Genomic DNA, 19,307 nt, shown 5'->3' with positions numbered 1-19,307 from the left:
CACCACCTGAGCACGGGCGGGGGGCCGTCGGGCGGGTCGGTCACCGCCGCTTGCGCGACTGCAGATACCAGGCGGCGGCGAGTGCGATGACCACGATGACGATCAGAAACTTCATGACGGCCTCGTGCCCCGGATCACACGCTTCACGCTCCTGCGCGAAACGGGCCCACGGGGCTCTTCAGCTCCCGCGCGACCGGTCGCGCCGTGCGGTGTCCACGACCGTCCGAGACAGCTGCCCGGGGGTCGCCCGCCTCGGCGCCTGTCACTTGAGGCGCGCGAGCCTGTCGAGGAACGTCGGCTCCGCCAGCTTCTCCCGCAGGGCCACAGGGATCGACGGGGCCTGCGGACCGCTGCCCACGGTCAGCGTGGCGACCTCGGTGCCTGCCGGGGCCGACAGGGGGAGCGCCCGGCCTTTGACGCTGAGTACGGCGTCCAGCTTCTGACCGGGGACGCCGATGACCGTCAGGTCGCTCGCGGCCACCACGGGTACGCGGCGGCCCAGCCGATCGCGTACGTGCCCGACGACCTGTCCCCTGGGGACGACGGTCACGGACGTGAGGCCGGCGCGGACCGCTGCGACGACCTTCTCGCTGCGGGACTTCACCAGCGCCAGGCTCCGGAGGGCGTCCGGGTCGGGCCCGTCGGCGCGCTGGCCCATCATCGAGCCGAGGATCAGCGGCGTCCGCGAGCCGACCGTCTTGTAGGCCGCCCACACCAGCGTGCCGCCCGCCGGCGTACTGGAGCCGGTCTTGATGCCCTTGATGCTCAGCCCGGCGAGCAGCAGATTGTCGTTGTTGTTGTACAGCGGCTTGGGCAGCCCCTTGATCGTGGCGTTCGGCATGGCGACGATCGCCCGGAACACGTCGGACTTCATCACCGCCTCCGCCAGTTTCAGCTGGTCGACGGGTGTGCTGACGGTCCTGGAGTCCAGCCCGCTGGGATCGGTGTAGGTGGTGTCGCGCATCCCGAGGTCCTCGGCCGCCGCGTTCATCTTCGCCACGAAGGGTGCCGTGGAGTCGCTGTGGCCGTCCCACCGGGCCAGCAGCCGGGCCACGTTGTTGCCCGACGGGATCATCAGCATCTTCAGCATGTCCTGCTGGCTGAAGGTGGTCCCCGCCGTCAGGCCCTCGATCCTGGACTCGTTCGTGGCCGTCCCGTCGGCGACGGCCTTGTCGTCCACGGTGATCCGCGGCCCCTCCTCGCCCTTCCTCAGCGGATGGTCCCTCAGGATGACGTACGCCGTCATGATCTTCGCGACGCTGGCCGTCGGCACCGGCCTCTGCGGACCGAACACCGCGACCTGGCCGGACCCGGGAATGTGGACCGCTCCCTGCCCGTGGTCCGGCCAGGGAACCTCGAACCGGCCCGGCAGCGTGTACGAGACCTCGGCGCCGTGGAGGCCGGCCTCAGGCAAGGGCCGCAGCGCCTGCACGACCACGAACACCACGGCCGCCAACAGGACCAGCGGCGTCCAGATCGTGCTCCGCCGGGCGAGCGTCCGTGTCGGTGCCATGGGCGGCGGGGGAGTGCCGGCGGGCTCCGCCGGGAGATCGTGCGCGGGCAGGGCGGCCTCGCGCGCCGGCTCCGGGTCCGGATCGCGATGACCGGCGTCCGGCGAGAGGGCGAGGACGGCCGGCGGCCCAGGCGCCGGTGCCTTCCCGTTTCCGGGCTCGGTCGCGGAGCCTTCGTCGTGTACGGGCTCGGTCGCGGGTGCTTCGTCGTGTACGGGCTCGGTCGCCGAAGCCTTCTCCTGCACGGGCTCGGTCGCCGGGGCTGCTTCAGCCTGGTCAGCGGTGTCGTCGGAGTTCCCGTCGGCATCGTCGGCGATCTCCGGCCCGGTCTCGGCCCGCCGTTCCGTCCCGGGCTCCGGCGCCGTGCCCGTCCCGGGGGGCGCGTCCGCGGTGGGCGCCGCTTCCCGCGGGGTCTTCGCACTCCCACGCCCGCCCGCCTCGACGGCATCCGCGTCCTCGGCCCGCCCCGCGTCCCCGCCGTTCGGCGGCCGCTCGTGCTCCGACTCTCTGGAGGACGCCCCGTCCACCGGCACCGCGTTCATCGTTCAGTCCTCTTATGTGTGTTCCGTCATGTCGAGGACCCAGATGACCGAGATGATCGGAACGTTGCTCCTCGGGTCGTCCTGTTGCGAACCGGTCACATTCGCACGGCGGCGGCCTCGCCGCCCCGGCCCCGGAGGTCGTGGCTGTGGGCGTGGGCGAACGAGTCACTGCCCCCCAGGGTCCTGGGTGACATCAAGCGGGTCCGGCAGTTCGGCGAGGAGAACGACCACCCCGTCCTGCCATGGCCCGGCTTCGACTACCAGCCCGACCTCGTCGCCGAGGCCCGGATGGTCGCGGCGTCCGTGCTCGACGCCGACGGACTGTGGGCGGAGTCCACCGATGACCTGCAACTCCTCCTCCTGATCCACGACTTGTCGTTCACCGCCGAACGCCTGTGAATCGCTGTCCGATCAGCTCCTTTCGCGACGGGATGCAGCCATGCGCCTCACGGACCGGCGGGCCGGAGCCACTGTCCGATGGAGCCGTCAGTCCAGTCCGCTGTATGCGGCCATGACGATCTCCATGCCACGGTTGTCCTCCTGCCGGACCGGGTCGATCATCTGGTTCATCACATAGGCCACCGTCATGCGTGCCTCGGGATCGCTCGCGACCAGCGAGCCGCCCCAACCGCCCCAGCCGAAGGTGTTGCCGAACCTTCCGAAGCCCATGGTCCAGGACATCGGCGTCCGCAGGACGCGGTCGTCGCCCCTGAACACCTCCTGCCACGCGGGTTCGCAGCCCTGGGCGGAGAGGAGCCGTACGCCGCCGACGGAGCCCCGGTTCGCCAGTACCGACTGGGCGCGGGCGACGGACCGGGCGTTGCCGAAGCCGTTGACGGCAGGGATCTGTGCGCGACGCCAGGCGATGGAGTTGGCGTCACCGACCCGGATGGCGGCACCGGTGTGCTCCCGGCGAGCACCGTCCGGTCCGGGTGGTGGGGCGGCGGCGTACGCGTCGGTGAGGGAGGGCGGAGGGATGAGGCGTGCGACGCGGTGGTCGTGCTCCGCGGAGAGGCCGATGTGGAAGTCAGCGCCCAGGGGCTCGGCCACCTCCTCGGCGAAGAACTCGCCGACACTTCGTCCCGTGACGCGGTGGACGAGCTCACCGACGAGGAACCCGAAGGTGAGCGCGTGGTACCCGGCCGCCGTTCCGGGTACCCATTCCGGCGCCTGCGCGGCCAGTCCCGCCGTCACGCTCTCCCAGGCGTGGAGTTCCTCGACCTTTCCCAGCCCGGACAGGTCCGGAAGCCCCGCGGTGTGTGACAGGACGTGCCGAACCAGCACGTTCTCCTTGCCTGCCGCGGCGAACTCGGGCCAGTAGGCGGCGACCGGCGCGGACAGATCGAGCCGGCCCCTGTCCGCCAGGATCAGCGCACACAAGGCGGTCATGGTCTTGGTCGTCGAGTTCACGCAGGTGAGTGTGGAGTGCTCCCAGTCGATGGAACGGTCCGCGTCGGCGTATCCACCCCAGATGTCGACCACCGGCTCGCCGCCCACGTAGACGGCGACCGACGCCCCCACGTCGTCCTCGGCGAGCAACGTCGCGAGCGCCTCACGGACTGCGGTGAACCGAGGCTCGTAGAATCCCTTGATATCGGTCATGGAACAAGCCTCAGGGCCAGGCCGGGGCTTCTGCCCGATACTTCCCGTACGGGATGTGTCGGGTGGGGCGCGATCCACCTCCAGGGCGCCCCGGGTGTCGAAAGGGCACCGGAGGCGGCTGTTCTGGCTTCTGCGGCCGCGGCCGGTCGGCGGAGTGGGTGTCCCCGTGGGGAGACACGAGACGTGAGGACGGCTACCGGTGCTGGAGCGGATGAATCAGGCGCTGGACCACCTGGAGTCGGGTCTCGACGGTGAGGTGGACATGGCGGAGGTGGCCCGGATCGCCGCGGTGTCGGAGTACCACTTCCGGCGGCTGTTCTCCGCGCTCGCCGGGATGCCGCTCCCGGTCTACGTACGGCGTCGACGGATGACGCTCGCGGGAGCCGAGGTGCTGGCCGGTGAGGCGACGCTGCTCGATGTCGCGGTGCGGTACGGCTACGGCTCCGGCGAGGCGTTCGCCCGGGCCTTCCGTTCGGTGCACGGGATCGGCCCGGGCGAGGCCCGGCGGACGGGCGCGGTGCTCACGGCGCAGCCGCGCATGTCCTTCCGTGTCGTCGTCGAGGGGAGGACGGCCATGCGGTACCGGATCGTGGGAAAGGAGCCGTTCCGGGTCGTCGGCAGGAAGGCCCGGGTCCCGCTCGTGCACGAAGGGGTCAACGAGGCCGCCGCGGCGCACGTGGAAAGCCTGGACGCGCAGGCGATCGCACGGATGAAGGGGCTGGCCGGCCGGGACCCTGAGGGGATCCTGTCGGCGGTGGTGCACCTGACCGACAGCCGCGAGGAGGGTGCCGTGGTGGACTACTGGGTCGGCGTGGCGACCGGTCCCGAGGCGGTCGTCGAGGAGCTCGACGTCCTCGACGTGCCGGCCGGCACGTGGGCGGTCTTCGACACCCGCGGGCCCTATCCGAGCGCTCTGCAGGAGCTGTGGCGGGACGTGTTCACGCAGTGGTTCCCCTCGAACCCGTACGCAAGCCGCCCGGGCCCGGAGCTCCTGCTGACCCGGCCGGTGGAGGTCGGCGCGGACACCGACGCGCAGCTGTGGATCCCGGTCGAGCGGGGCGGCGACGGCGCCGGGGCGTGAACGCCCGTACCCGAACCAGCGGCTCGGGACCGCTGACGGCCGTCCCGCCGCCCACCGTGCGCGGCGCTGTGCGGGCTGACGCCTCGGCCATCGAGAGGGCTGATCGATCGCGCCTCGCTTCGCAGCAGTCGCTCGCGTTCGTCTGCGGGGAGAGGCGCGGCGGGTGGGGCGCGTCAGGAGGTGGAACCGCTGGTGCCCGTCCCAGGGACCGGGTGCTCTCCGTGTGCCCCTCGGCCGGCTGATCAGATCACCGGCGGTCCGGCCTCGATCCGGCGCAATACCGGGGTCAGGCGATCGAGACCGGGGCCCGTCTGGACCTGCCGCTCGTCCCACCAGGTGGCACCGGCGTCACGCAGCGGACCGATCACGTCCCTGGCCTTCGCGGCATCCGAGGGCGTGGCACCACCGAGCACGAACTCGAAAGGCCGCTCGGCCCCGCCCATGCGGTGCCGGCGCACATAGCCGACAAGGTCCCGAACCTCTGCCACATCGGGCACATGCCCGTGCCTGGCCGTCTCGAAAAGAGGCACCGCGCCGTCCCATCGCGCCGCCCGCCGCATCGGCGGGCGACGTGGCCAGAACCCGCCGATCCACACCGGCGGACCAGGCCGCTGCACGGTCGCGGGCAGCAGTGTCACGTCCCGGACCTCGTAGTGCCGGCCGTGATGGTCCACGGGTTCGCCGGACCACCAGCGCCTCAACAGCTCCAGTCCCTCGTCCAGCCGCTCGGCGAGGAGCCGTGGCTCAGCGGTGTCACCGAAGCTGCGGTACTCGTCCTCGACCGGCCCGCCCAGGCCGGCTGCGAAGATCACGCGGCCACCGCTGAGATTGTCCAGGGTGGCCACCTGGCGGGCGAGTTGCTGCGGACGATAACGGGGGACCGGCGTCACCAGGGTGCCCAGCCGGATCCGAGAGGTGGCCAGTGCGGCCGCGGTCAGCAGCATCCAAGGGTCTCCGAAGGGCCGCCCCTGGTGTCGCCGGTGCAGTACGTGGTCCCAGACGAAGAGTCCGTCCCAGCCGGTCTGTTCGGCGGCAGCCGCCACAGCCGCGACGTTACGGGGGTCCGCGAAGTCTCCGAAGTTGGGGATGTTGATGGAGAAGCGCATCCCAGCAGGATGCGCACGTGGCCGCGAAGGAGCAACAGAATTCGGACGCATACGGCTCTACGAGAGGATCCGGTCCGGTGTCGACCGGACCCCGAGGGCTCGCGGACTGGAGCCTCGCACGGCCCCAGCCCGGGCCCGCCGCACGCGTCGTCCGGTGACGGTCGCGCGAAGGTGGGCCTGGCTCAGGCGAGGACGGCCGAGTAGCTGTCCAGGGTGACCCAGGTGATGTCATTGGCGGCCGTGCCGCCGAACACGGTGATCCGGCCGGTCGTGTGCACCTCCACGCGGCAGGAGTTGATGCCCGCGGAGTTGTTGCGGGGACAGACCGCGCGGACCACCTTCGGCACGGTGATCGTCGTCGGCATGGTGCCGATCACGGCATCGGCCGTGAACGCACACGTGAATCCGCCGCGCATCTGCAGAAACTCCGTACCCGCGATGTTCACGACGCGGACCGCCGGGACGTCCACGGCGGGGGTGACATGCGAGGCGAGGACGAGCGGTTGCCAGTCGTGGACCACGCTGATGCCACTGGGGAGGTCGGCCGCGGAGGCGGAGGTGGCGAGCATCGGTGCGCCGACCGCCGCAGCGGGGACGGCGACGGCGGCGGTGAGCAGTGCGCGGCGGCTGGTGTGGTTCTGGGGCATGACTGATCCTCCGGGATCGTCGAGAGGGAGCGACAGAGTGAGACGAGCGGACGGACCGTCAGCGCCAGGCCGCCGAGAAGTCGTCGAGGTCGATCCAGGAGATCCTGTTGTCGGCGGTCGGACCGAACACCGAGAGTCTGCCCTCGGGGGTGGCCTCGACCCGGCAGACGCAGCGGCCGCCGTTGTTGTTCCGGGTCACGTCGGCCCCGACCGTACGGCTGGGGATCAGAGTAGGCGGGAGCTGCGCGAACGGCCCCTCGGCGGACCGGCCAGGTCGATGAGATCCGAATGCGCCATGGAACAGGCCCCTCCCCTGCGGCCCAGCGTGGACCGCACGGCAAGATCATAGGCTGTCGGTCGGTCAGGCTGCCGTGATCCTCGGGCGGCGAGAAGCCCACGGAGGGCATGAGTGGTGGCATCGGCCTGATGAGCACCTCGACGGCATCACTCGTTCCGCGTGCATCCGGAGAGGGCCGGACGGCGGAAGGACGCAACAGAGCCCCCACCTTCTGACATTCGGCGGAGGTGGGGGCTCGTCGGCGCTCGGCCAGAAGCGCCGGAAGCGGATACCGAGGGCGGCGCCGAGACCCCGAGGAACATCCCGCACCACACCGCAAGACCCGCACCACCCCGTAAGAAGGGATGATGAGTCCCATGAACCTGAAGAAGCGCATCGTGGAGCTACGCCCGGACGCCGTCGAGTGGGCGAGAGCGAACGGCCTCGAGCCGGACGAGATCGCCGATGACGTGGAGATCGTCAACGGAAGGTTCATCCGCTACCGGGAGCGCGTGGTCGGCCCGGACGGAGCGCAGACCTTCGGTGCGCCGCGCCTCGTCCCCTTGAAGGTGCCGCCGGCCTTCTGACGTCCCACCCGAGACGGCCCCGCCCCGCCCCGTGCGGCGGGGCTCTTTCGTATCTCGATCCGGTGGATCGCCCTCCGCCCGCACCGTGTGCACGGTACGTTCACGCCACCTCCACACCAGGAGCGTCAGCGAGGGGACACCATGAGCCAGTCATACCCCGGGCCGCAGCAGCAGCCGTATCCGCCCCAGCAGCCGTATTCGCCGCACGAGTCGTACGCGCCGCAGCAGCCCGGCCGGACACCCGCATGGGGACAGCCTCAGCACCCCGGACCGTACGGCGGCCCGCCCCCGCTCCCGCCCAGGAAAGGCCTGTCCACAGGCGCGACCGTCGGCCTGAGCGTCGGCGGCGTCCTCGTCCTCCTCGTCGTCCTCGGCGCGCTCGTCAAAGGGGGAGACGGCACCAGCGACGGCAAGGCCGGCGCGGCGGCTCCGACCAAGAGCAGCGCTCTCGGTGGCGCGCTCCCGGAGGAGAAGGCCCCCGTCACGGTGACCGCGGTGAAGACGGCTTTCAAGCCGAGTGTGCTGCACGGAGGCGGGAAGTACACCAGCGTGAAAGTGACGGTCGCCAACAACGGCGAGAAGAAGATCGACGTCAACCCGCTCTACTTCACGATCACCGATACCGACGGCGTCAAGCACGTGGCCGAACTCGGCATGGACGAAGGCCAGATCGCCACCGTGGAGCTGGAGCCGGGCGAGAAGGTCACCGGCACCGTCACCAGTGGAGGGGAGTTCACCGCGCAGTACGTGACGTACGTCGACGGCCTCTTCGGCAAGGGCGTGCGCGGCGACGTGTCGTGACCGCGAAGGCCCGTCCGGCCGTGACACCGCTGCCGGCCCCGTCGGGATCTCTTAGGCTCCGGGGATGCAGCGAGCCGAGGTACTGAAGCGAGTGATTGGCATCCTGACGGAGGCGGAGGAGATCCGTCGTGCCGCGGAAGCGGGTGAGGACGAGGACGACTCGGAGCTCGGGTCGAGTGTGGTCACGCAGATGCTGAACGAGATGCTGCCCGCCATCCGCGTTCCGGCCGACGCCGCCCCGCAGGAGGTGGCCCGGCTCGTCGCCCGCGCTCTCGGTCCCGCCCTGCAGACGATGATCTCCGGCTTCACACTCGCCTTCAGCAGCCTTGCCATGACGCACGACAGCGGCCGGTCCGACGTCTCCTCGGCAGAGGTGTTGCAGACGCTCGCCTTCCAGGTGGAGGCCGGGCTGTTCGACGAAGGCGCCTGATTCGGCCCGCCGGCGCGGGTGGGGCCCGCGGGAGCCGACCGCCGGCGAGGAGCGGTGCGTGCTCTCCGCCGGTGGCCGCACCGCCGTGGTCACGTCAGAGAGGTGCGTCGCCTCACGCCGGTACTGCCCAGCCGGCCCAGGAGGAAGGCGACCGGTACCGACACGAGGACGACCGTCTGGAGCGGGAACCAGTCGACGTGCCAGTCGGGAAACAGGGCCAGGGGATTGCCCGAGAAGACCGGGCCGGACAGCTGCAGCCCGACCGCGCAGCCCAGACCCCCGTACAACGTCCAGAGCAGGCCGGCGCGGGTGTAACCCTTCCAGAGGAGGGTGTACACGAGTGCCGGAAGCAGGGAGGAGGCGGCCACCGCCAGGGAGAGCGCCGTGAGGAACTGGACGTTCCACCCCTGGACCCAGACGGCCAGGGCGATGCTCAGGACGCCCACACCGGCGGACGCCAGGCGGGCGGCGGCCACTTCCCGGCCCTCGGTGGTGCGCCCGCGACGCAGCACGTGGGTGTACAGGTCGTGGGCGATCGTCCCCGCTGCCGCCAGGGTCACGCCGGCGACGACGGCCAGCGTGGTGAGGAAGACGCCGGAGGCGACCAGGACGACGAGCATGGCCCCGCCGGCGCCGGCGTCCGAACCCCCCGCCAGCTCGCCCGCGAGCAACACCAGCGCACTGCTTCCGCCCGGATCGGCGGCGAGGATCGTCGGCGTGCCGATCAACGCCGAGGCAGCGAAGCCCATGAGGGCCGTCGTCAGGCAGAACGCGGCGACGATCGTCAGGGTGTGGCGTACGGTACGGCGGGCCGTGGCGGCATCGGGAGCCGTTCCGACTTGCAGGGCGACGTGGGGCAGGCAGGCCACGCCGAGGACGATGGTGATCATGAGACCGATGAAGTCAAGGGTGCCCGCCGGTTCACCGCTGCTGTCGAAGCGGAGGCCAGGGCGCAGGTAGTCGGCGGGGCGGCCGCTTCCACGCTCGGCCGCGGAGATCAGCGAGTCGACGCTCCACTGGAAACGGTGCAGCAGCACGGCGGACAGGGCAAGGGCCACGCAGAGCAGCACCACCGTCTTGATCACCTGGATCACGACCGTACCGCGCATGCCGCCGAACGCCGTGGTGCAGACGACGAGAGCACCGATCATGATCACGGCCGTCTTCTCGATGCCCGGACCGGACAGCCCCAGCAGCGCCGCGGTGGTCACCCCCGCACCGGAGAGCTGCACGACCAGGTAGGGGACGCAGATGCACAGCGTGACGACGGCGACCGCGATCCTCACGGCGCGCCCGGGGGCGCGCAGGCCGAACGTGTCGCCCAGAGTGTAGCCGGCGCGCTCGCGCAGCGGCACGGCCAGCAGGAGCAGTACGCCGAGGGACAGCAGGGTGCACAGCGCGATGAACAGGCCGTCGTACCCGAAGACGGCGACGCTTCCCGTGGTGCCGAGCACGGTGGCCGACGAGAGGTAGACACCGGAGAGGACGAGCGCGCCCCGCAGTGGCCGCAGGGTGCGGCCCGCCGTGTAGAAGTCGTTGACGCGGTCCCTCGGAGGGCCGCTGAGGACGCACAGGAACAGGATGGGGACGACGAACGCCACGAAGCAGCCGAGGACCAGTGTGTGGGTGTCCGCGTCCAGGGAGCCGGGCGCGGCGAGTGGGGGCGCGGGTGTCATCAGTACCCCCCGTGCTCGCGCGTGGTCTGGTGGCCGTCCGGTCGGGACGTGCACGCGCGGCGGTCGTAGCGCGCCGCCGTCCACACCAGCAGCACGGCCTGGAGCAGGAGTGCCGGGATGCCGATACCGGTTCCACCCTGGGCGGGGGCGGCCATGAGGTCGGCGAAGGAGCACACCAGCAGCACGTGCACGGCGAAGGCCGTTCCGTTGACCACGGCGAAGGACCGGCCGGGGCGATGAGGCCGGGAGCGATGCGAGGTGCGGGGGACGTGCGGGTGGGACATGGCGGTCACCTCTGGGGGGCCTGGGGGCGGATGGATCGCCCATGAACGAGGCACACCAGAACACCTGGCGTCCGGCTCGTCCACGCGCTGCGCCGCCACGGGTGTGCGTTCCCAACGTCCGGGAGGCGTGACTGTGCCGACGCCCAGGGGGGCGGGCCGACGCCCAGGCGGGGGTCAGGCCGAGGAGGCGAGGAGGCCGAAGAGGGTCAGGCCGGCCGACGGCGCCGCTGTTCCTCGTCGGCGACGGAGCCGGCGGAGCCCGCCGGCGCGGCCGGCCCCAGCAGGCGATGGGCGTCGAGCGCGAGGGTGAGTCGGACCAGGTCGCGGGGACGGGACAGTGCGAGACCGGTGATCTGCTCGACGCGGCGCAGGCGGTTCAGCACGGTGTTGCGATGGCAGAACATGTACCGCGACGCCTGGACGGTGGAGCCGCCGCATTCCATCCAGACCCCGATGGTGTCGAGGAGAAGGTCGCGGTCGGTGGGTTCCAGTTCGTACAGGGGCTGGAGCACCTGGCGGACGAGTTCTCCGGACAGGTCGGGCCGCGAGACCAGGAGACCGTCGGGCAGTCGGGAGTCGAGACGTACGACCTCCCCGTCCGCTCGGCAGGTGCGTACGGCGACTCCGGCCAGGTCCCGCGCGCGGGCCAGGCTTCCCAGGCCCGTGACCTCCAGGCTGACCCCGATGCGCAGCCCCGGGCCGGCGGCGAGGCCGGACACGAACGCCTCCAGCGGCCTGTTCCCCAAATGGGCCACGAAGACGACGCGTTGGCCCCAGGCGTGTCGCAGGACGCGGATGCCCCTCACCTCGGGAGCGGTCCTGGGCACGCGGCCGTACGGCGGCGTCGCCTCCGCGACCGCCACCGCGTACCGGCCGCCGAGCGGCAGATCGAGGACGTCGGCCGCGTTCCGGGCGAAGTCGGGGTCGTGGGGCGTCTCCAGCAGGGCGGCCAGGACCAGGCGGACACGCTCGGCGTGCCGGCCGGCCACCCCCTCGATCACCTGCCGGTAGGCGTCGGCGACCAGGACGGCGTCGCGGTCGTTGCTCTTCCACACCAGCTCGGCGACGTGGACCAGCAGGCGCATGTCGCCCAGGCCCTCCCGCTCCACCACGCCGATCATCCCGCTCCAGACCTCGGATCCGGCGACCCGGAAGGCGTGCAGGACCTCGTCCAGGGGGCGGCGCTGTTCGGCGCGCCGCATGCCCAGCTCTCTCGTGAAACGCTCGACGTCCACGATCCTGCCCGGATCCACCCCGGTCTCCAACCCGTGGCGGATGCCCGTTCCCACGGTCTCGCGGACGTCGGGCGGTGCGAGCACGGGGTCGGCGTAGTACGGCACCTCGGCGCGGATCGTCTCCAGGACGGCGTCCGTGAAGACCGTGCCGTACCCGAGAAGCCGTCGGCACGCGCGGTCGAAGAGTTCGACGGAGGACGGGTCCGTGGCGGTGGCGGTGGCGGAACTACGGTGCATGGACGCTCCTGGTGGACGGGGTGCGAGCGCCACGCGGGGTACCGACGCGAGGCGCCCACCTGCGGTGCCGACGTGAGCTGCGCGTGTTGTGGGGAGGCATTCCGGCCGGTCGCCGTGGGCGACGGCCGACAGCGTCCTTCCCGGAACGGGCATCATGCTAAGCGGTCGGTCAGGAAGGGAAGGGGTCTCAGCCGGATCGTAATGTTCCTTATGCACGGACCCGCGGAGCCGGGGACGCGCGGGACCGCGACACAGCGCCCCCGGGCCCCGCGCACCCTCGCCACCTCCTCCCACGGGCCGGCCCGCTCCCTCCGTGGTGTCGTGACACGTCGACAGACATCTGTCGGTGGGCCAACTTGTCGAGATGTCAGCGGGGTTGTCCAAAACCTGGCAACCTGACGGGACGCTGACCCACCTGGGAGGACCCGCCGTGACCGAAGCTCTGATCGACGCTGTCGACGCCAGTGGCGACGACGACTCCGACCGCGAGGCGGTCGAGCGTGAGCGGGACGAGTTGCGGGACTTCGTCAAGGGGTTGAGCCCGGACGACATCAAGTCGGGCGGCTGGTTCACCAAGCTCAGCGCTCAGGCGATGAGCTCCTACACCGAGAAGGTCGACTGGCGGTACTTCCAGGAGCGGTACGAGGGCGTCCCCGCCGATGCCATCGTCGATCAGCGCATCAAGATGGCGGCTCGGTACGCGGCACTCGAAGGCGGACTCTCCGCCGGGGCCTACACGGCGGCCGTCGTCGCCACCCTCGGCAGCCTTGGTGGTGCCTCGCCGGCGACCGTCCCGGCCGCCGTCGCGACCGTCATGGTCGATGTCGCCTACATCACCCGGCTCCAGATGCGCCTGGCCTACGACATCTCCGTCCTGTACCGGGTCCCGCTCGACCTGTCCGATCCCGACGACATGTGGAAGCTCATTCGGGTGGCCTTCACGATCAAGAGCGGGGAAGTGGTCCGGGGAGGCGTCACCAAGGCGGTCCCGGCCATGATGCGGCCGTTGATCAAGCGGTTCTACTCCGGAGCGGTACTGAGCGCTGCGAGAGGGCTCCCCGTCGTGGGGAAGTTCCTTCTGCAGCGCAACGTCATCAAGATCGGTATCCCCGTGGTCGGCGTGCCCCTCGCGGTGGTGCTGAACCGCTACACGACGCTGCTCGCGGGGCGGCACGCGCAAGCGGTCTTCCGGAACGAGGCGCGGGTGATCGAGATCGCCGAGGGCCTCAGCGAGCGCAGCCGGCACCCGCGGTTGATGTTGTGGGTCGCTTGGCTCGTCATCACGGCGGACGAGAAGATCGACGACGACGAGGCCCTGCTGATGCGGCACCTGGTCAGACTGGTCCGGGACCGGCACCAGGTCGTCGATGAACGGCTCGCTCGCCTGGTCGATGTCGATCCCGCCGAGGTGTGGCGACACCTGGACGCGGAGCCCGGGGACGTGAGCGACCTCCTCGACGTCGCCGACCGGGTGGCAGCCGTGTCCGGCCACGTCGGCGCGCACGAGAAGGCCGTGATCTCCGAGCTTCGGGATCGCTGCCGCCGGGCCTGACGCCGTCATGCTCTCCTCGGCGCGGTGGGGAGACCGCTGCCCTCCCGGGGTGGCGCGGACGCGAGTCCGGGCAGCGTGAGTACGATCGCTTACGCCGGTCCGAGTACGTGAGGGGCTGTCCGCCGCGCGCGGCGCGGGAAGGGTGGGGCGCATGCGCCGACTGCTGCTGCTCGCCCCGCTGTTGCTGTTCACCGCCGGCTGCGGGTTGGTGCCGACCTCCGAGAACGCGGCGTCCGACGCCGCACGGGACGCTGCCCGGAAGGCGGGCGAGCGGCTCCACGGCCAGCGGCCGCGCACCGCGGAGGAGGTCGGGCGCTCCGCTTCCGGTATCGACGGGGTGGAGGTACTGCGGGTGACGGGCGTCTCCACCCACGACGGGCACGGCGTGGACGTGGTCGTCCGGACCTCCGGCTCGGCGTACGACGGATGGGTCGACGCGGAGGAGGTCGTCGTCCGGCGCTGTTTCGCGGTGCGGGTCTCGCCGAGGTCGGAGTGGCGGGAGGAGCCCCGTGACGTGGACTGCCCGGATGGCCCCCCGCTGACCTTCGCCCCGCCACCCGCACCGCCCCGGCTGCCGTACGACGCGCTTCGCGCGACGCTTCCCCGGGTGCCGGAGGGCGGCCGGGTGGACGAGGCCGAGGTGCGCCGCCGGATCGCCGCCCTGGACCCGCATCCGGAGATCCGTACCGAGGTGAAGGCGGACGGCGGCCGGGTCGGCGTCCTGTTGTCGGTGCGGGGCCACGGCTTCGACGCGCAGGACTGCCTTCTCGCCCGCGTCAGCCCCGGTGGCACGGAGGTGTGGGTGCCGTCCCGGATCCAGCGGATGCCCGGAGAGGGCGGCTGCACCGTCGCCAACGCCCTGGACCCGGCACCTCCGCCCCACTGAACGAGGAGGGGGCCGGCTCCTTGGGCCCCACCCGCGTCGGGGTCCTCGCCCGGAGCCGCGCACCCGGCAGGCTAGAAGATCATGCAGGTGGTGGTGGCGTGGGCGATGAGCCGGCCCTGCTCGTCGAGGACCTTGCCCTCGGCGGTGGCGGTGCGGCGGCCGGCATGGATGACCGTGCCTTCGGCGGTGAGGGTCTGGCCGTCGGTGCGGGCGGCGCGGATGTAGTTGACCTTGAGTTCGAGGGTGGTGTAGCCGGTGCCGGCGGGCAGGGTGGTGTGAACGGCGCAGCCCATGGCGGAGTCGAGGAGGGTGGCGGCGATGCCGCCGTGGACCGTGCCGAGAGGGTTGGCGAAGTCGGGGCGGGTGTCGAGGGAGATGACGATGCGCCCGTGGTCGACCTCGTCGAAGCGCATGCCGAGCAGGCGGCCGATGGAGGGGATGTCGGTGGGGCGTTCGGTCTGAACCCAGCGCATCAGTTCCAGGCCGGTCATGGTGGTGAAGTCGGTGGTGGTCACGGGTCGGTCTCCTTGCGTGGTGCGGGTCGTGCCGCCGCCGGGAGGGCGGGGTTGTTCGTCAGCGCTGAAACGGCCGGGTACGGGCGGGGATGCGTGGGCGCTGAAGCGGCCGGGTGCGGGCGGGGATGCGTGGGCGGTGGGGCGTCGGTCAGCCGAGCGGGTCGGCGGTGTCGCGCAGGGTGGCCAGGGCCGGGGCGTACATGCGCGACTTGATGGTGCCGAGGGTGTCGCCGGCCTTGTTCACCTGCGCTCGGGCGATCTCGATCGCGGTGGCGCGCACGGCGTCCTCGCCGACCGCCCGGTCGACGATGCCGGCGGCGGCGGCGTCGACGCCGCCGTAGCGACGGGCGGTGACCATGGCCTCGTGGGCGGTCCGCGGGGTCAGCCGGGACTGGATGAGGGCGGCCATGCCGGGGGTGAAGGGGATGTCGATGTCCGCTTCGGGCAGGCACCAGTAGCCGCGATCGGCACGCATGACGCGGAAGTCGTGCGCGAGGGAGAACATCGCGCCGGCGGCGAAGGTATGCCCTTGCAGCGCGGCCACCGTGACGACCGGCAGTGACAGCATCCGCGCGAACAGCTCATGGACGGAGACGACGTAGTCCCGGTGCTGGTCGGCGTGGGCGAACAGCCAGTCCAGGTCCAGTCCGTTGGAGTAGAACTTGCCGGTGGCGGCGGTGACCAGCGCGCGAGGGCCTTCCGCCTTCCCCACCTCGTCCAGCGCGGCACCGACGGCGGTGAGCCAGTCGGGGTGGAAGCGGTTCTCCCCGTCTCCGAGGTCGAGAACGAAGACGTTGTCCTGACGGTCGAGCGAGGGCATGGCGACTCCTTCGGCTGAGCCGGGTGAGGTCAGGCGGCTGCGTACGGCTAGGGCGTGTGCCAGGCGTCGCGGGGCAGGCGGGACTTTCGAACCACGCCCTAGGCGCCGGGACGGTCGCGCAGGGTGTGGAGGAGCAGGTTGTGGATCTCGGCGGCGGCCGCCTCGATCGGGGCGGTGCTCTGCTCGGCGCGACACATGATCACCGCTCCCTCGACGGCGGCGATGACGAAGGCGCCCAGCCGGCGGCTGCGTTCCTCGGTCAGGCCGTGCCGCAGGAAAAGGGCCGCGAGGGCGTCCTGCCAGCGGGCGAACACGGCGGCGGCGGAGCGGGCGAGCTGCGGAGCGTCGTCGTTGGTCTCGACGGCTACCGCCACGATCGGGCAACCGGCCCGGAAGTCGCTGTCCACGAGCCGCTCGCGCCACAACACGAAGAACGCGTCGATCGCATCCACCGGGTCATCCGCCTGCACGGCGGCATCGATCAGGCCCGCGATGAAGTCCCCGGCCAGCGCCACCGCTTCGTCGATGAGCTGCGCCCGCCCGCCGGGGAAGTGGTGATACACCGATCCCCGAGGCGCTCCGCTGTGCGCGAGCACCCGGTCCACGCTGGTCGCGCTCGCCCCGTACTCACGCAGCAGCGCGGCGGCACTGAGGATCATCCGCTCGCGGCTGTCACTCCTGCGCGGACTCACCCGCCCACCACCTTCCAGTAGATGCGGTGGCCCACCGGGCGGGCTACCTGGCGGTAACTTATGGTGTAGGTCATAGAACATGCAAGGGGTGGGGAGCCTGGGGATCTGCGGCCACCTGCCCGGGCCCCGGGTCCGCGTACGCGAGATTCCCCCCGTCCTCGCGCATGCCCCTCACGTGCCGAAGCTTCGGCCGCAGGGGCGCTTCAGACTCCGACCGTATGATCATCGGCATGATTCGCCCCACCTCAGGACCCCCTACGCGGAGACACCTGGCCTCGGCACTGGTGCTCGTGTCGCTGATCGCGACCTGCTGGTACGCCACGCAGCCGGTGTACCCGGACTGCGTGTACTTCGGAAACCACTCCATCGAGGAAGCTGTCGCATACGGTCAATGCGACCCTCCCCGGATGCGGTGGAGGACGTGGACGGAATGACGCGGTGAGCGCTCAGCGCTGGGGAGATGGAGAGGGAGACGGCACCGCGCTCCCGGCCCGGGGCGCTGCGGCCGGCTGATCAGGAGCACTTCGTTGAGGCGGACCGGGGGCCACTGTGAGCGTCGGTGAGAGGTACGGAACGCACCCGGAGCAGATCGCGGCGCTGCTCGACGCCGCGGGCGAAGCGGCGATGGTGTTGTCGTTCCGGGAGGACCGCGCTTTCGCTGCCATGAGTGTGGGGCGTTTCAGAGCCGTGAGGTCGACACGCTTGGACTGGTCCGGTGCCGAGGAGATCGCGCGCAGCGAGTCGTTCGACGCCGACGGACTGCGCACCCTGCTGGCCTCATGCGCGGGAGCGAACGAACTCGCGGTCGTGTTCTGGAGCAATCTCGCAACGCCGTCCGTCGCCCTGGAGGCCGCATTGGTAGCGGAGCACGCAGAGGCGGTGCTGGAGTGCTCTCCTGAGAGTTGGATCTACCTCGCCGACGGTGAAGTGCTGATCGAGTTCCAGGACGGCGAGGGATTCACAGCGGGAAGGGTTCCGCACTGACCCGGCCGCCGCACCACCGTACCGGTCCCACCACGTCGCCCACGTCCCTGCCGCGCACCTCCTGGCCACCCTTGCCTTGCCCGGGCCGTCGCGCAGCGTCTCCCGCCTCCGTCTCGGCATGCCACCCGGGCGGGGCTCGCAGACCATCGCGGGCCGGTGGGGTCATGTCCTGCTGGTGGCTGTGAGGAGGGTGCCGCCACGGAAGCGTCCGTAGACGGGAGTGCCTCCGGGCCACTGCGGGTGACGGCCGAACGGGACGCTCGTACGCCTGGTCGCCCCGCGCAGGTCGGCCAGGAGAGCGCCCTCGGGCAGCCGGGAACCGAGGCCCGCGAGCGCCGGGTCACCCGAGGCACGCGCCTCCGCGACGGTGATGGGCGCCGCGCTCGCGGGCGCGGCCGCGCATGCCAAGGCTTCCGGCGAGTCCTCGGGGAAGTCGTCGCCGGCATCGGCGAAGTCTCCGGAGAACCAGTTGAGGAATGCGGTGGAGAAGCCGTCGAAGTGCTCCGCGTCCCTTGCGGCGCACGTCACCAGCCCGGCCACGGTCACCAGCCAGTGCTGGAGGGACGGCGCGACCAGCTCGGCACCGTGGGTCTCCCAGAAGGTGAACACCGGGCCCCACGCACCCGTCACGGGATCCACATCCACGTAGAAGGTCTCCGCACCCGCGTTGGTGTGGATGACGCGGAACGAGCCGGGCTCGCCGCACCGCCACGCGGCCCCGCCGCCGACGGCCGCGGAAGGGTACGGGGCCCCGAACTCACCGTGGCCGCCGACGTGCAGTACCCCGACCCGGCGACAGATCTCCCGGACCGGCTCGGGCACCGGCACGCCCCAGCCGTCCATCTCCGCGTCGCTCACCCCGCCACCCAGGCGCACGCTCTCCTCGGCAGCCGAGGCCCTACGCAATGCCTGTACGACGTCCCGCCATGAGGGGACTTCACTGTTCCACGACATGCGCGCAGCCTCACATACCTCACCGACACTCCCGGCACCGAGGCCACCTTGATTCCGGCAGCCGCCCCTCAGTCCTCCGACGCCAGGCGCCGTACCCGCGTCAGTGCCTCGCCCACCGCTGCCGGGATGTCCGTCACCGGGAAGCGCGCGTGCCGCACGACGCGGTCGCGGTCCACCACCAGCACGGCCCGCTTCAGCCGCAGCAGCTGCCCCGCGCGGAAGGTGGGCAGCCGCAGAGCGGCGGCGAGGCGCAGGTCGACGTCCGAGAGGAGAGTGAAGGGAAGGCCCTCCTCGACCGCGAACATCCGCTGCTCGTCCGTGCGTTGGGTGCTGACGCCGCGCACCTCCGCGCCCGCCGCGCGGAAGTCCTCGTGCGCGTCCCGGAACAGCCGGTTCTCCAGCGTGCAGCCGATGGCGCCGGGGATGCCCGACCAGCCGTCCGGCAGGGGGGTCGGACTCCCGGTCGCCGGATAGCAGAACAGGACGGTGGCCACGCCGCCGGCCACCGGATCCACCGGTGCGCCGTCCCGGTGGCCCGGCAGCTCCAGGCGCGGCAGTCGCTCACCCGTCAGGCCCGCGACACGCCGCGTCTCCGCGCTCGCCTCGTCGGCGGTGCCGCTGAGGGAGCCGTCGCCGAAGACCCAGCGGTCCGCCCAGTCCTGCATCGACAGCAGCACCGGCAACAGCCCCCGGCCGCTCTCCGTCAGCCGGTACTCGTGCCGCACCGGCCTGTCCTGGTACGGGACCTTCTCCAGGACCCCCGCCTCCACGAGGTGCGCCAGGCGCTCGGTGAGTACCTTCCGGGAGATGCCCAGCTCCTCCTGGAGCGCATCGAAGACCAGGACATGCGGCACGGATGCCTCCTATAACGCCGGCGGCGCGTGGCTC

21 protein-coding genes are annotated in these 19,307 nt (G+C 71.4%); 8 read left to right on the top strand and 13 right to left on the bottom strand.

Features of this window, described 5'->3' with window-relative positions; genetic code table 11:
* Window positions 1-262: 262 nt before the first annotated feature.
* The gene (locus tag AB0K65_RS14335; RefSeq protein WP_365716152.1) at window positions 263-2,053 is read right to left on the bottom strand and encodes a serine hydrolase; all 1,791 of its coding nucleotides are present in this window, start codon (window positions 2,051-2,053) and stop codon (window positions 263-265) included.
* An 84-nt stretch (window positions 2,054-2,137) separates the two neighbouring features.
* Here AB0K65_RS14335 and AB0K65_RS14330 point away from each other — a divergent pair, with 84 nt between their 5' ends.
* Window positions 2,138-2,452 carry a DUF6882 domain-containing protein gene (locus AB0K65_RS14330; RefSeq protein ID WP_365716151.1) on the top strand — a complete coding sequence of 105 codons (315 nt, stop codon included), beginning with the start codon at window positions 2,138-2,140 and terminating at the stop codon, window positions 2,450-2,452.
* Between the two features lie 87 nt (window positions 2,453-2,539).
* Here the strand turns inward: AB0K65_RS14330 and AB0K65_RS14325 are convergent, their stop codons facing one another.
* Window positions 2,540-3,655 carry a serine hydrolase domain-containing protein gene (locus AB0K65_RS14325; protein ID WP_365716150.1) on the bottom strand — a complete coding sequence of 372 codons (1,116 nt, stop codon included), beginning with the start codon at window positions 3,653-3,655 and terminating at the stop codon, window positions 2,540-2,542.
* Between the two features lie 199 nt (window positions 3,656-3,854).
* On the opposite strand from AB0K65_RS14325, the gene AB0K65_RS14320 reads away from it, so the two are divergent.
* Entirely contained in the window at window positions 3,855-4,736 is an 882-nt protein-coding gene (locus AB0K65_RS14320) for an AraC family transcriptional regulator (protein ID WP_365716149.1), read from the top strand.
* 242 nt (window positions 4,737-4,978) lie between these two features.
* Here AB0K65_RS14320 and AB0K65_RS14315 read toward each other — a convergent pair whose 3' ends face one another.
* The 3 genes from AB0K65_RS14315 to AB0K65_RS14305 form a co-directional block, all read right to left on the bottom strand.
* Window positions 4,979-5,842, bottom strand: coding sequence for an LLM class flavin-dependent oxidoreductase (locus AB0K65_RS14315; RefSeq protein ID WP_365716148.1), 864 nt, complete (start codon window positions 5,840-5,842; stop codon window positions 4,979-4,981).
* Between the two features lie 182 nt (window positions 5,843-6,024).
* Complete coding sequence (locus AB0K65_RS14310) at window positions 6,025-6,489, bottom strand: hypothetical protein (protein WP_365716147.1); 465 nt, start codon at window positions 6,487-6,489, stop codon at window positions 6,025-6,027.
* Between the two features lie 58 nt (window positions 6,490-6,547).
* Complete coding sequence (locus AB0K65_RS14305) at window positions 6,548-6,688, bottom strand: hypothetical protein (protein ID WP_365716146.1); 141 nt, start codon at window positions 6,686-6,688, stop codon at window positions 6,548-6,550.
* A 455-nt stretch (window positions 6,689-7,143) separates the two neighbouring features.
* On the opposite strand from AB0K65_RS14305, the gene AB0K65_RS14300 reads away from it, so the two are divergent.
* The 3 genes from AB0K65_RS14300 (at window position 7,144) to AB0K65_RS14290 (ending at window position 8,584) form a co-directional block, all read left to right on the top strand.
* Complete coding sequence (locus AB0K65_RS14300) at window positions 7,144-7,353, top strand: hypothetical protein (RefSeq protein WP_365716145.1); 210 nt, start codon at window positions 7,144-7,146, stop codon at window positions 7,351-7,353.
* 141 nt (window positions 7,354-7,494) lie between these two features.
* The gene (locus AB0K65_RS14295; RefSeq protein WP_365716144.1) at window positions 7,495-8,154 is read left to right on the top strand and encodes a DUF4352 domain-containing protein; all 660 of its coding nucleotides are present in this window, start codon (window positions 7,495-7,497) and stop codon (window positions 8,152-8,154) included.
* 64 nt (window positions 8,155-8,218) lie between these two features.
* Complete coding sequence (locus tag AB0K65_RS14290) at window positions 8,219-8,584, top strand: hypothetical protein (RefSeq protein WP_365716143.1); 366 nt, start codon at window positions 8,219-8,221, stop codon at window positions 8,582-8,584.
* Window positions 8,585-8,673: 89 nt separating this feature from the next.
* Here AB0K65_RS14290 and AB0K65_RS14285 read toward each other — a convergent pair whose 3' ends face one another.
* From AB0K65_RS14285 to AB0K65_RS14275, 3 genes are all read right to left on the bottom strand, one after another.
* Window positions 8,674-10,260: a cation acetate symporter gene (locus tag AB0K65_RS14285; protein ID WP_365716142.1), complete on the bottom strand. Its 1,587-nt coding sequence runs from the start codon at window positions 10,258-10,260 to the stop codon at window positions 8,674-8,676.
* Window positions 10,260-10,544: a hypothetical protein gene (locus tag AB0K65_RS14280; protein WP_365716141.1), complete on the bottom strand. Its 285-nt coding sequence runs from the start codon at window positions 10,542-10,544 to the stop codon at window positions 10,260-10,262. Before AB0K65_RS14280 ends, AB0K65_RS14285 begins: the two co-directional genes overlap by 1 nt.
* Before the next feature lie 206 nt (window positions 10,545-10,750).
* Entirely contained in the window at window positions 10,751-12,016 is a 1,266-nt protein-coding gene (locus AB0K65_RS14275; protein WP_365716140.1) for a helix-turn-helix domain-containing protein, read from the bottom strand.
* Between the two features lie 430 nt (window positions 12,017-12,446).
* Here AB0K65_RS14275 and AB0K65_RS14270 point away from each other — a divergent pair, with 430 nt between their 5' ends.
* Together AB0K65_RS14270 and AB0K65_RS14265 are read left to right on the top strand one after the other, a co-directional pair.
* A complete protein-coding gene (locus AB0K65_RS14270; protein WP_365716139.1) occupies window positions 12,447-13,568 on the top strand; it encodes a hypothetical protein in 1,122 nt (373 codons plus the stop codon).
* Between the two features lie 151 nt (window positions 13,569-13,719).
* Window positions 13,720-14,454 carry a translation initiation factor IF-2 gene (locus tag AB0K65_RS14265; protein ID WP_365716138.1) on the top strand — a complete coding sequence of 245 codons (735 nt, stop codon included), beginning with the start codon at window positions 13,720-13,722 and terminating at the stop codon, window positions 14,452-14,454.
* A 71-nt stretch (window positions 14,455-14,525) separates the two neighbouring features.
* Here the strand turns inward: AB0K65_RS14265 and AB0K65_RS14260 are convergent, their stop codons facing one another.
* The 3 genes from AB0K65_RS14260 to AB0K65_RS14250 all read right to left on the bottom strand — a co-directional run bounded on the left by AB0K65_RS14260 (window position 14,526) and on the right by AB0K65_RS14250 (window position 16,481).
* Window positions 14,526-14,969 carry a PaaI family thioesterase gene (locus AB0K65_RS14260; protein ID WP_365716137.1) on the bottom strand — a complete coding sequence of 148 codons (444 nt, stop codon included), beginning with the start codon at window positions 14,967-14,969 and terminating at the stop codon, window positions 14,526-14,528.
* A 148-nt stretch (window positions 14,970-15,117) separates the two neighbouring features.
* The gene (locus AB0K65_RS14255) at window positions 15,118-15,789 is read right to left on the bottom strand and encodes an enoyl-CoA hydratase-related protein (RefSeq protein ID WP_365716136.1); all 672 of its coding nucleotides are present in this window, start codon (window positions 15,787-15,789) and stop codon (window positions 15,118-15,120) included.
* A gap of 98 nt (window positions 15,790-15,887) precedes the next feature.
* Window positions 15,888-16,481, bottom strand: a complete 594-nt coding sequence (locus AB0K65_RS14250; protein ID WP_365716135.1) for a TetR/AcrR family transcriptional regulator — start codon at window positions 16,479-16,481, stop codon at window positions 15,888-15,890.
* Between the two features lie 549 nt (window positions 16,482-17,030).
* Between AB0K65_RS14250 and AB0K65_RS14245 the strand changes: the two genes are divergently transcribed.
* A complete protein-coding gene (locus AB0K65_RS14245; protein WP_365716134.1) occupies window positions 17,031-17,465 on the top strand; it encodes a hypothetical protein in 435 nt (144 codons plus the stop codon).
* Window positions 17,466-17,627: 162 nt separating this feature from the next.
* On the opposite strand, the gene AB0K65_RS14240 is transcribed toward AB0K65_RS14245, so the two are convergent.
* Together AB0K65_RS14240 and AB0K65_RS14235 are read right to left on the bottom strand one after the other, a co-directional pair.
* Window positions 17,628-18,323 carry a hypothetical protein gene (locus tag AB0K65_RS14240; protein ID WP_365716132.1) on the bottom strand — a complete coding sequence of 232 codons (696 nt, stop codon included), beginning with the start codon at window positions 18,321-18,323 and terminating at the stop codon, window positions 17,628-17,630.
* Between the two features lie 164 nt (window positions 18,324-18,487).
* Window positions 18,488-19,273: a winged helix-turn-helix transcriptional regulator gene (locus AB0K65_RS14235; protein WP_365716131.1), complete on the bottom strand. Its 786-nt coding sequence runs from the start codon at window positions 19,271-19,273 to the stop codon at window positions 18,488-18,490.
* Window positions 19,274-19,307 lie beyond the last annotated feature (34 nt).

The sequence above is a fragment of the Streptomyces sp. NPDC053755 genome, from assembly GCF_040677675.1.
Taxonomy (GTDB): domain Bacteria; phylum Actinomycetota; class Actinomycetes; order Streptomycetales; family Streptomycetaceae; genus Streptomyces.
This window is presented reverse-complemented; position numbering and strand designations above follow the sequence as displayed.

Excerpts from the sequence above, each read along its gene's own strand:
- AB0K65_RS14335 (WP_365716152.1), bottom strand. The coding sequence starts at position 2,053 with ATGAACGCGGTGCCGGTGGACGGGGCGTCCTCCAGAGAGTCGGAGCAC.
- AB0K65_RS14325 (WP_365716150.1), bottom strand. The coding sequence starts at position 3,655 with ATGACCGATATCAAGGGATTCTACGAGCCTCGGTTCACCGCAGTCCGT.
- AB0K65_RS14315 (WP_365716148.1), bottom strand. The coding sequence starts at position 5,842 with ATGCGCTTCTCCATCAACATCCCCAACTTCGGAGACTTCGCGGACCCC.
- AB0K65_RS14310 (WP_365716147.1), bottom strand. The coding sequence starts at position 6,489 with ATGCCCCAGAACCACACCAGCCGCCGCGCACTGCTCACCGCCGCCGTC.
- AB0K65_RS14300 (WP_365716145.1), top strand. The coding sequence starts at position 7,144 with ATGAACCTGAAGAAGCGCATCGTGGAGCTACGCCCGGACGCCGTCGAG.
- AB0K65_RS14295 (WP_365716144.1), top strand. The coding sequence starts at position 7,495 with ATGAGCCAGTCATACCCCGGGCCGCAGCAGCAGCCGTATCCGCCCCAG.
- AB0K65_RS14290 (WP_365716143.1), top strand. The coding sequence starts at position 8,219 with ATGCAGCGAGCCGAGGTACTGAAGCGAGTGATTGGCATCCTGACGGAG.
- AB0K65_RS14285 (WP_365716142.1), bottom strand. The coding sequence starts at position 10,260 with ATGACACCCGCGCCCCCACTCGCCGCGCCCGGCTCCCTGGACGCGGAC.
- AB0K65_RS14280 (WP_365716141.1), bottom strand. The coding sequence starts at position 10,544 with ATGTCCCACCCGCACGTCCCCCGCACCTCGCATCGCTCCCGGCCTCAT.
- AB0K65_RS14275 (WP_365716140.1), bottom strand. The coding sequence starts at position 12,016 with ATGCACCGTAGTTCCGCCACCGCCACCGCCACGGACCCGTCCTCCGTC.
- AB0K65_RS14265 (WP_365716138.1), top strand. The coding sequence starts at position 13,720 with ATGCGCCGACTGCTGCTGCTCGCCCCGCTGTTGCTGTTCACCGCCGGC.
- AB0K65_RS14255 (WP_365716136.1), bottom strand. The coding sequence starts at position 15,789 with ATGCCCTCGCTCGACCGTCAGGACAACGTCTTCGTTCTCGACCTCGGA.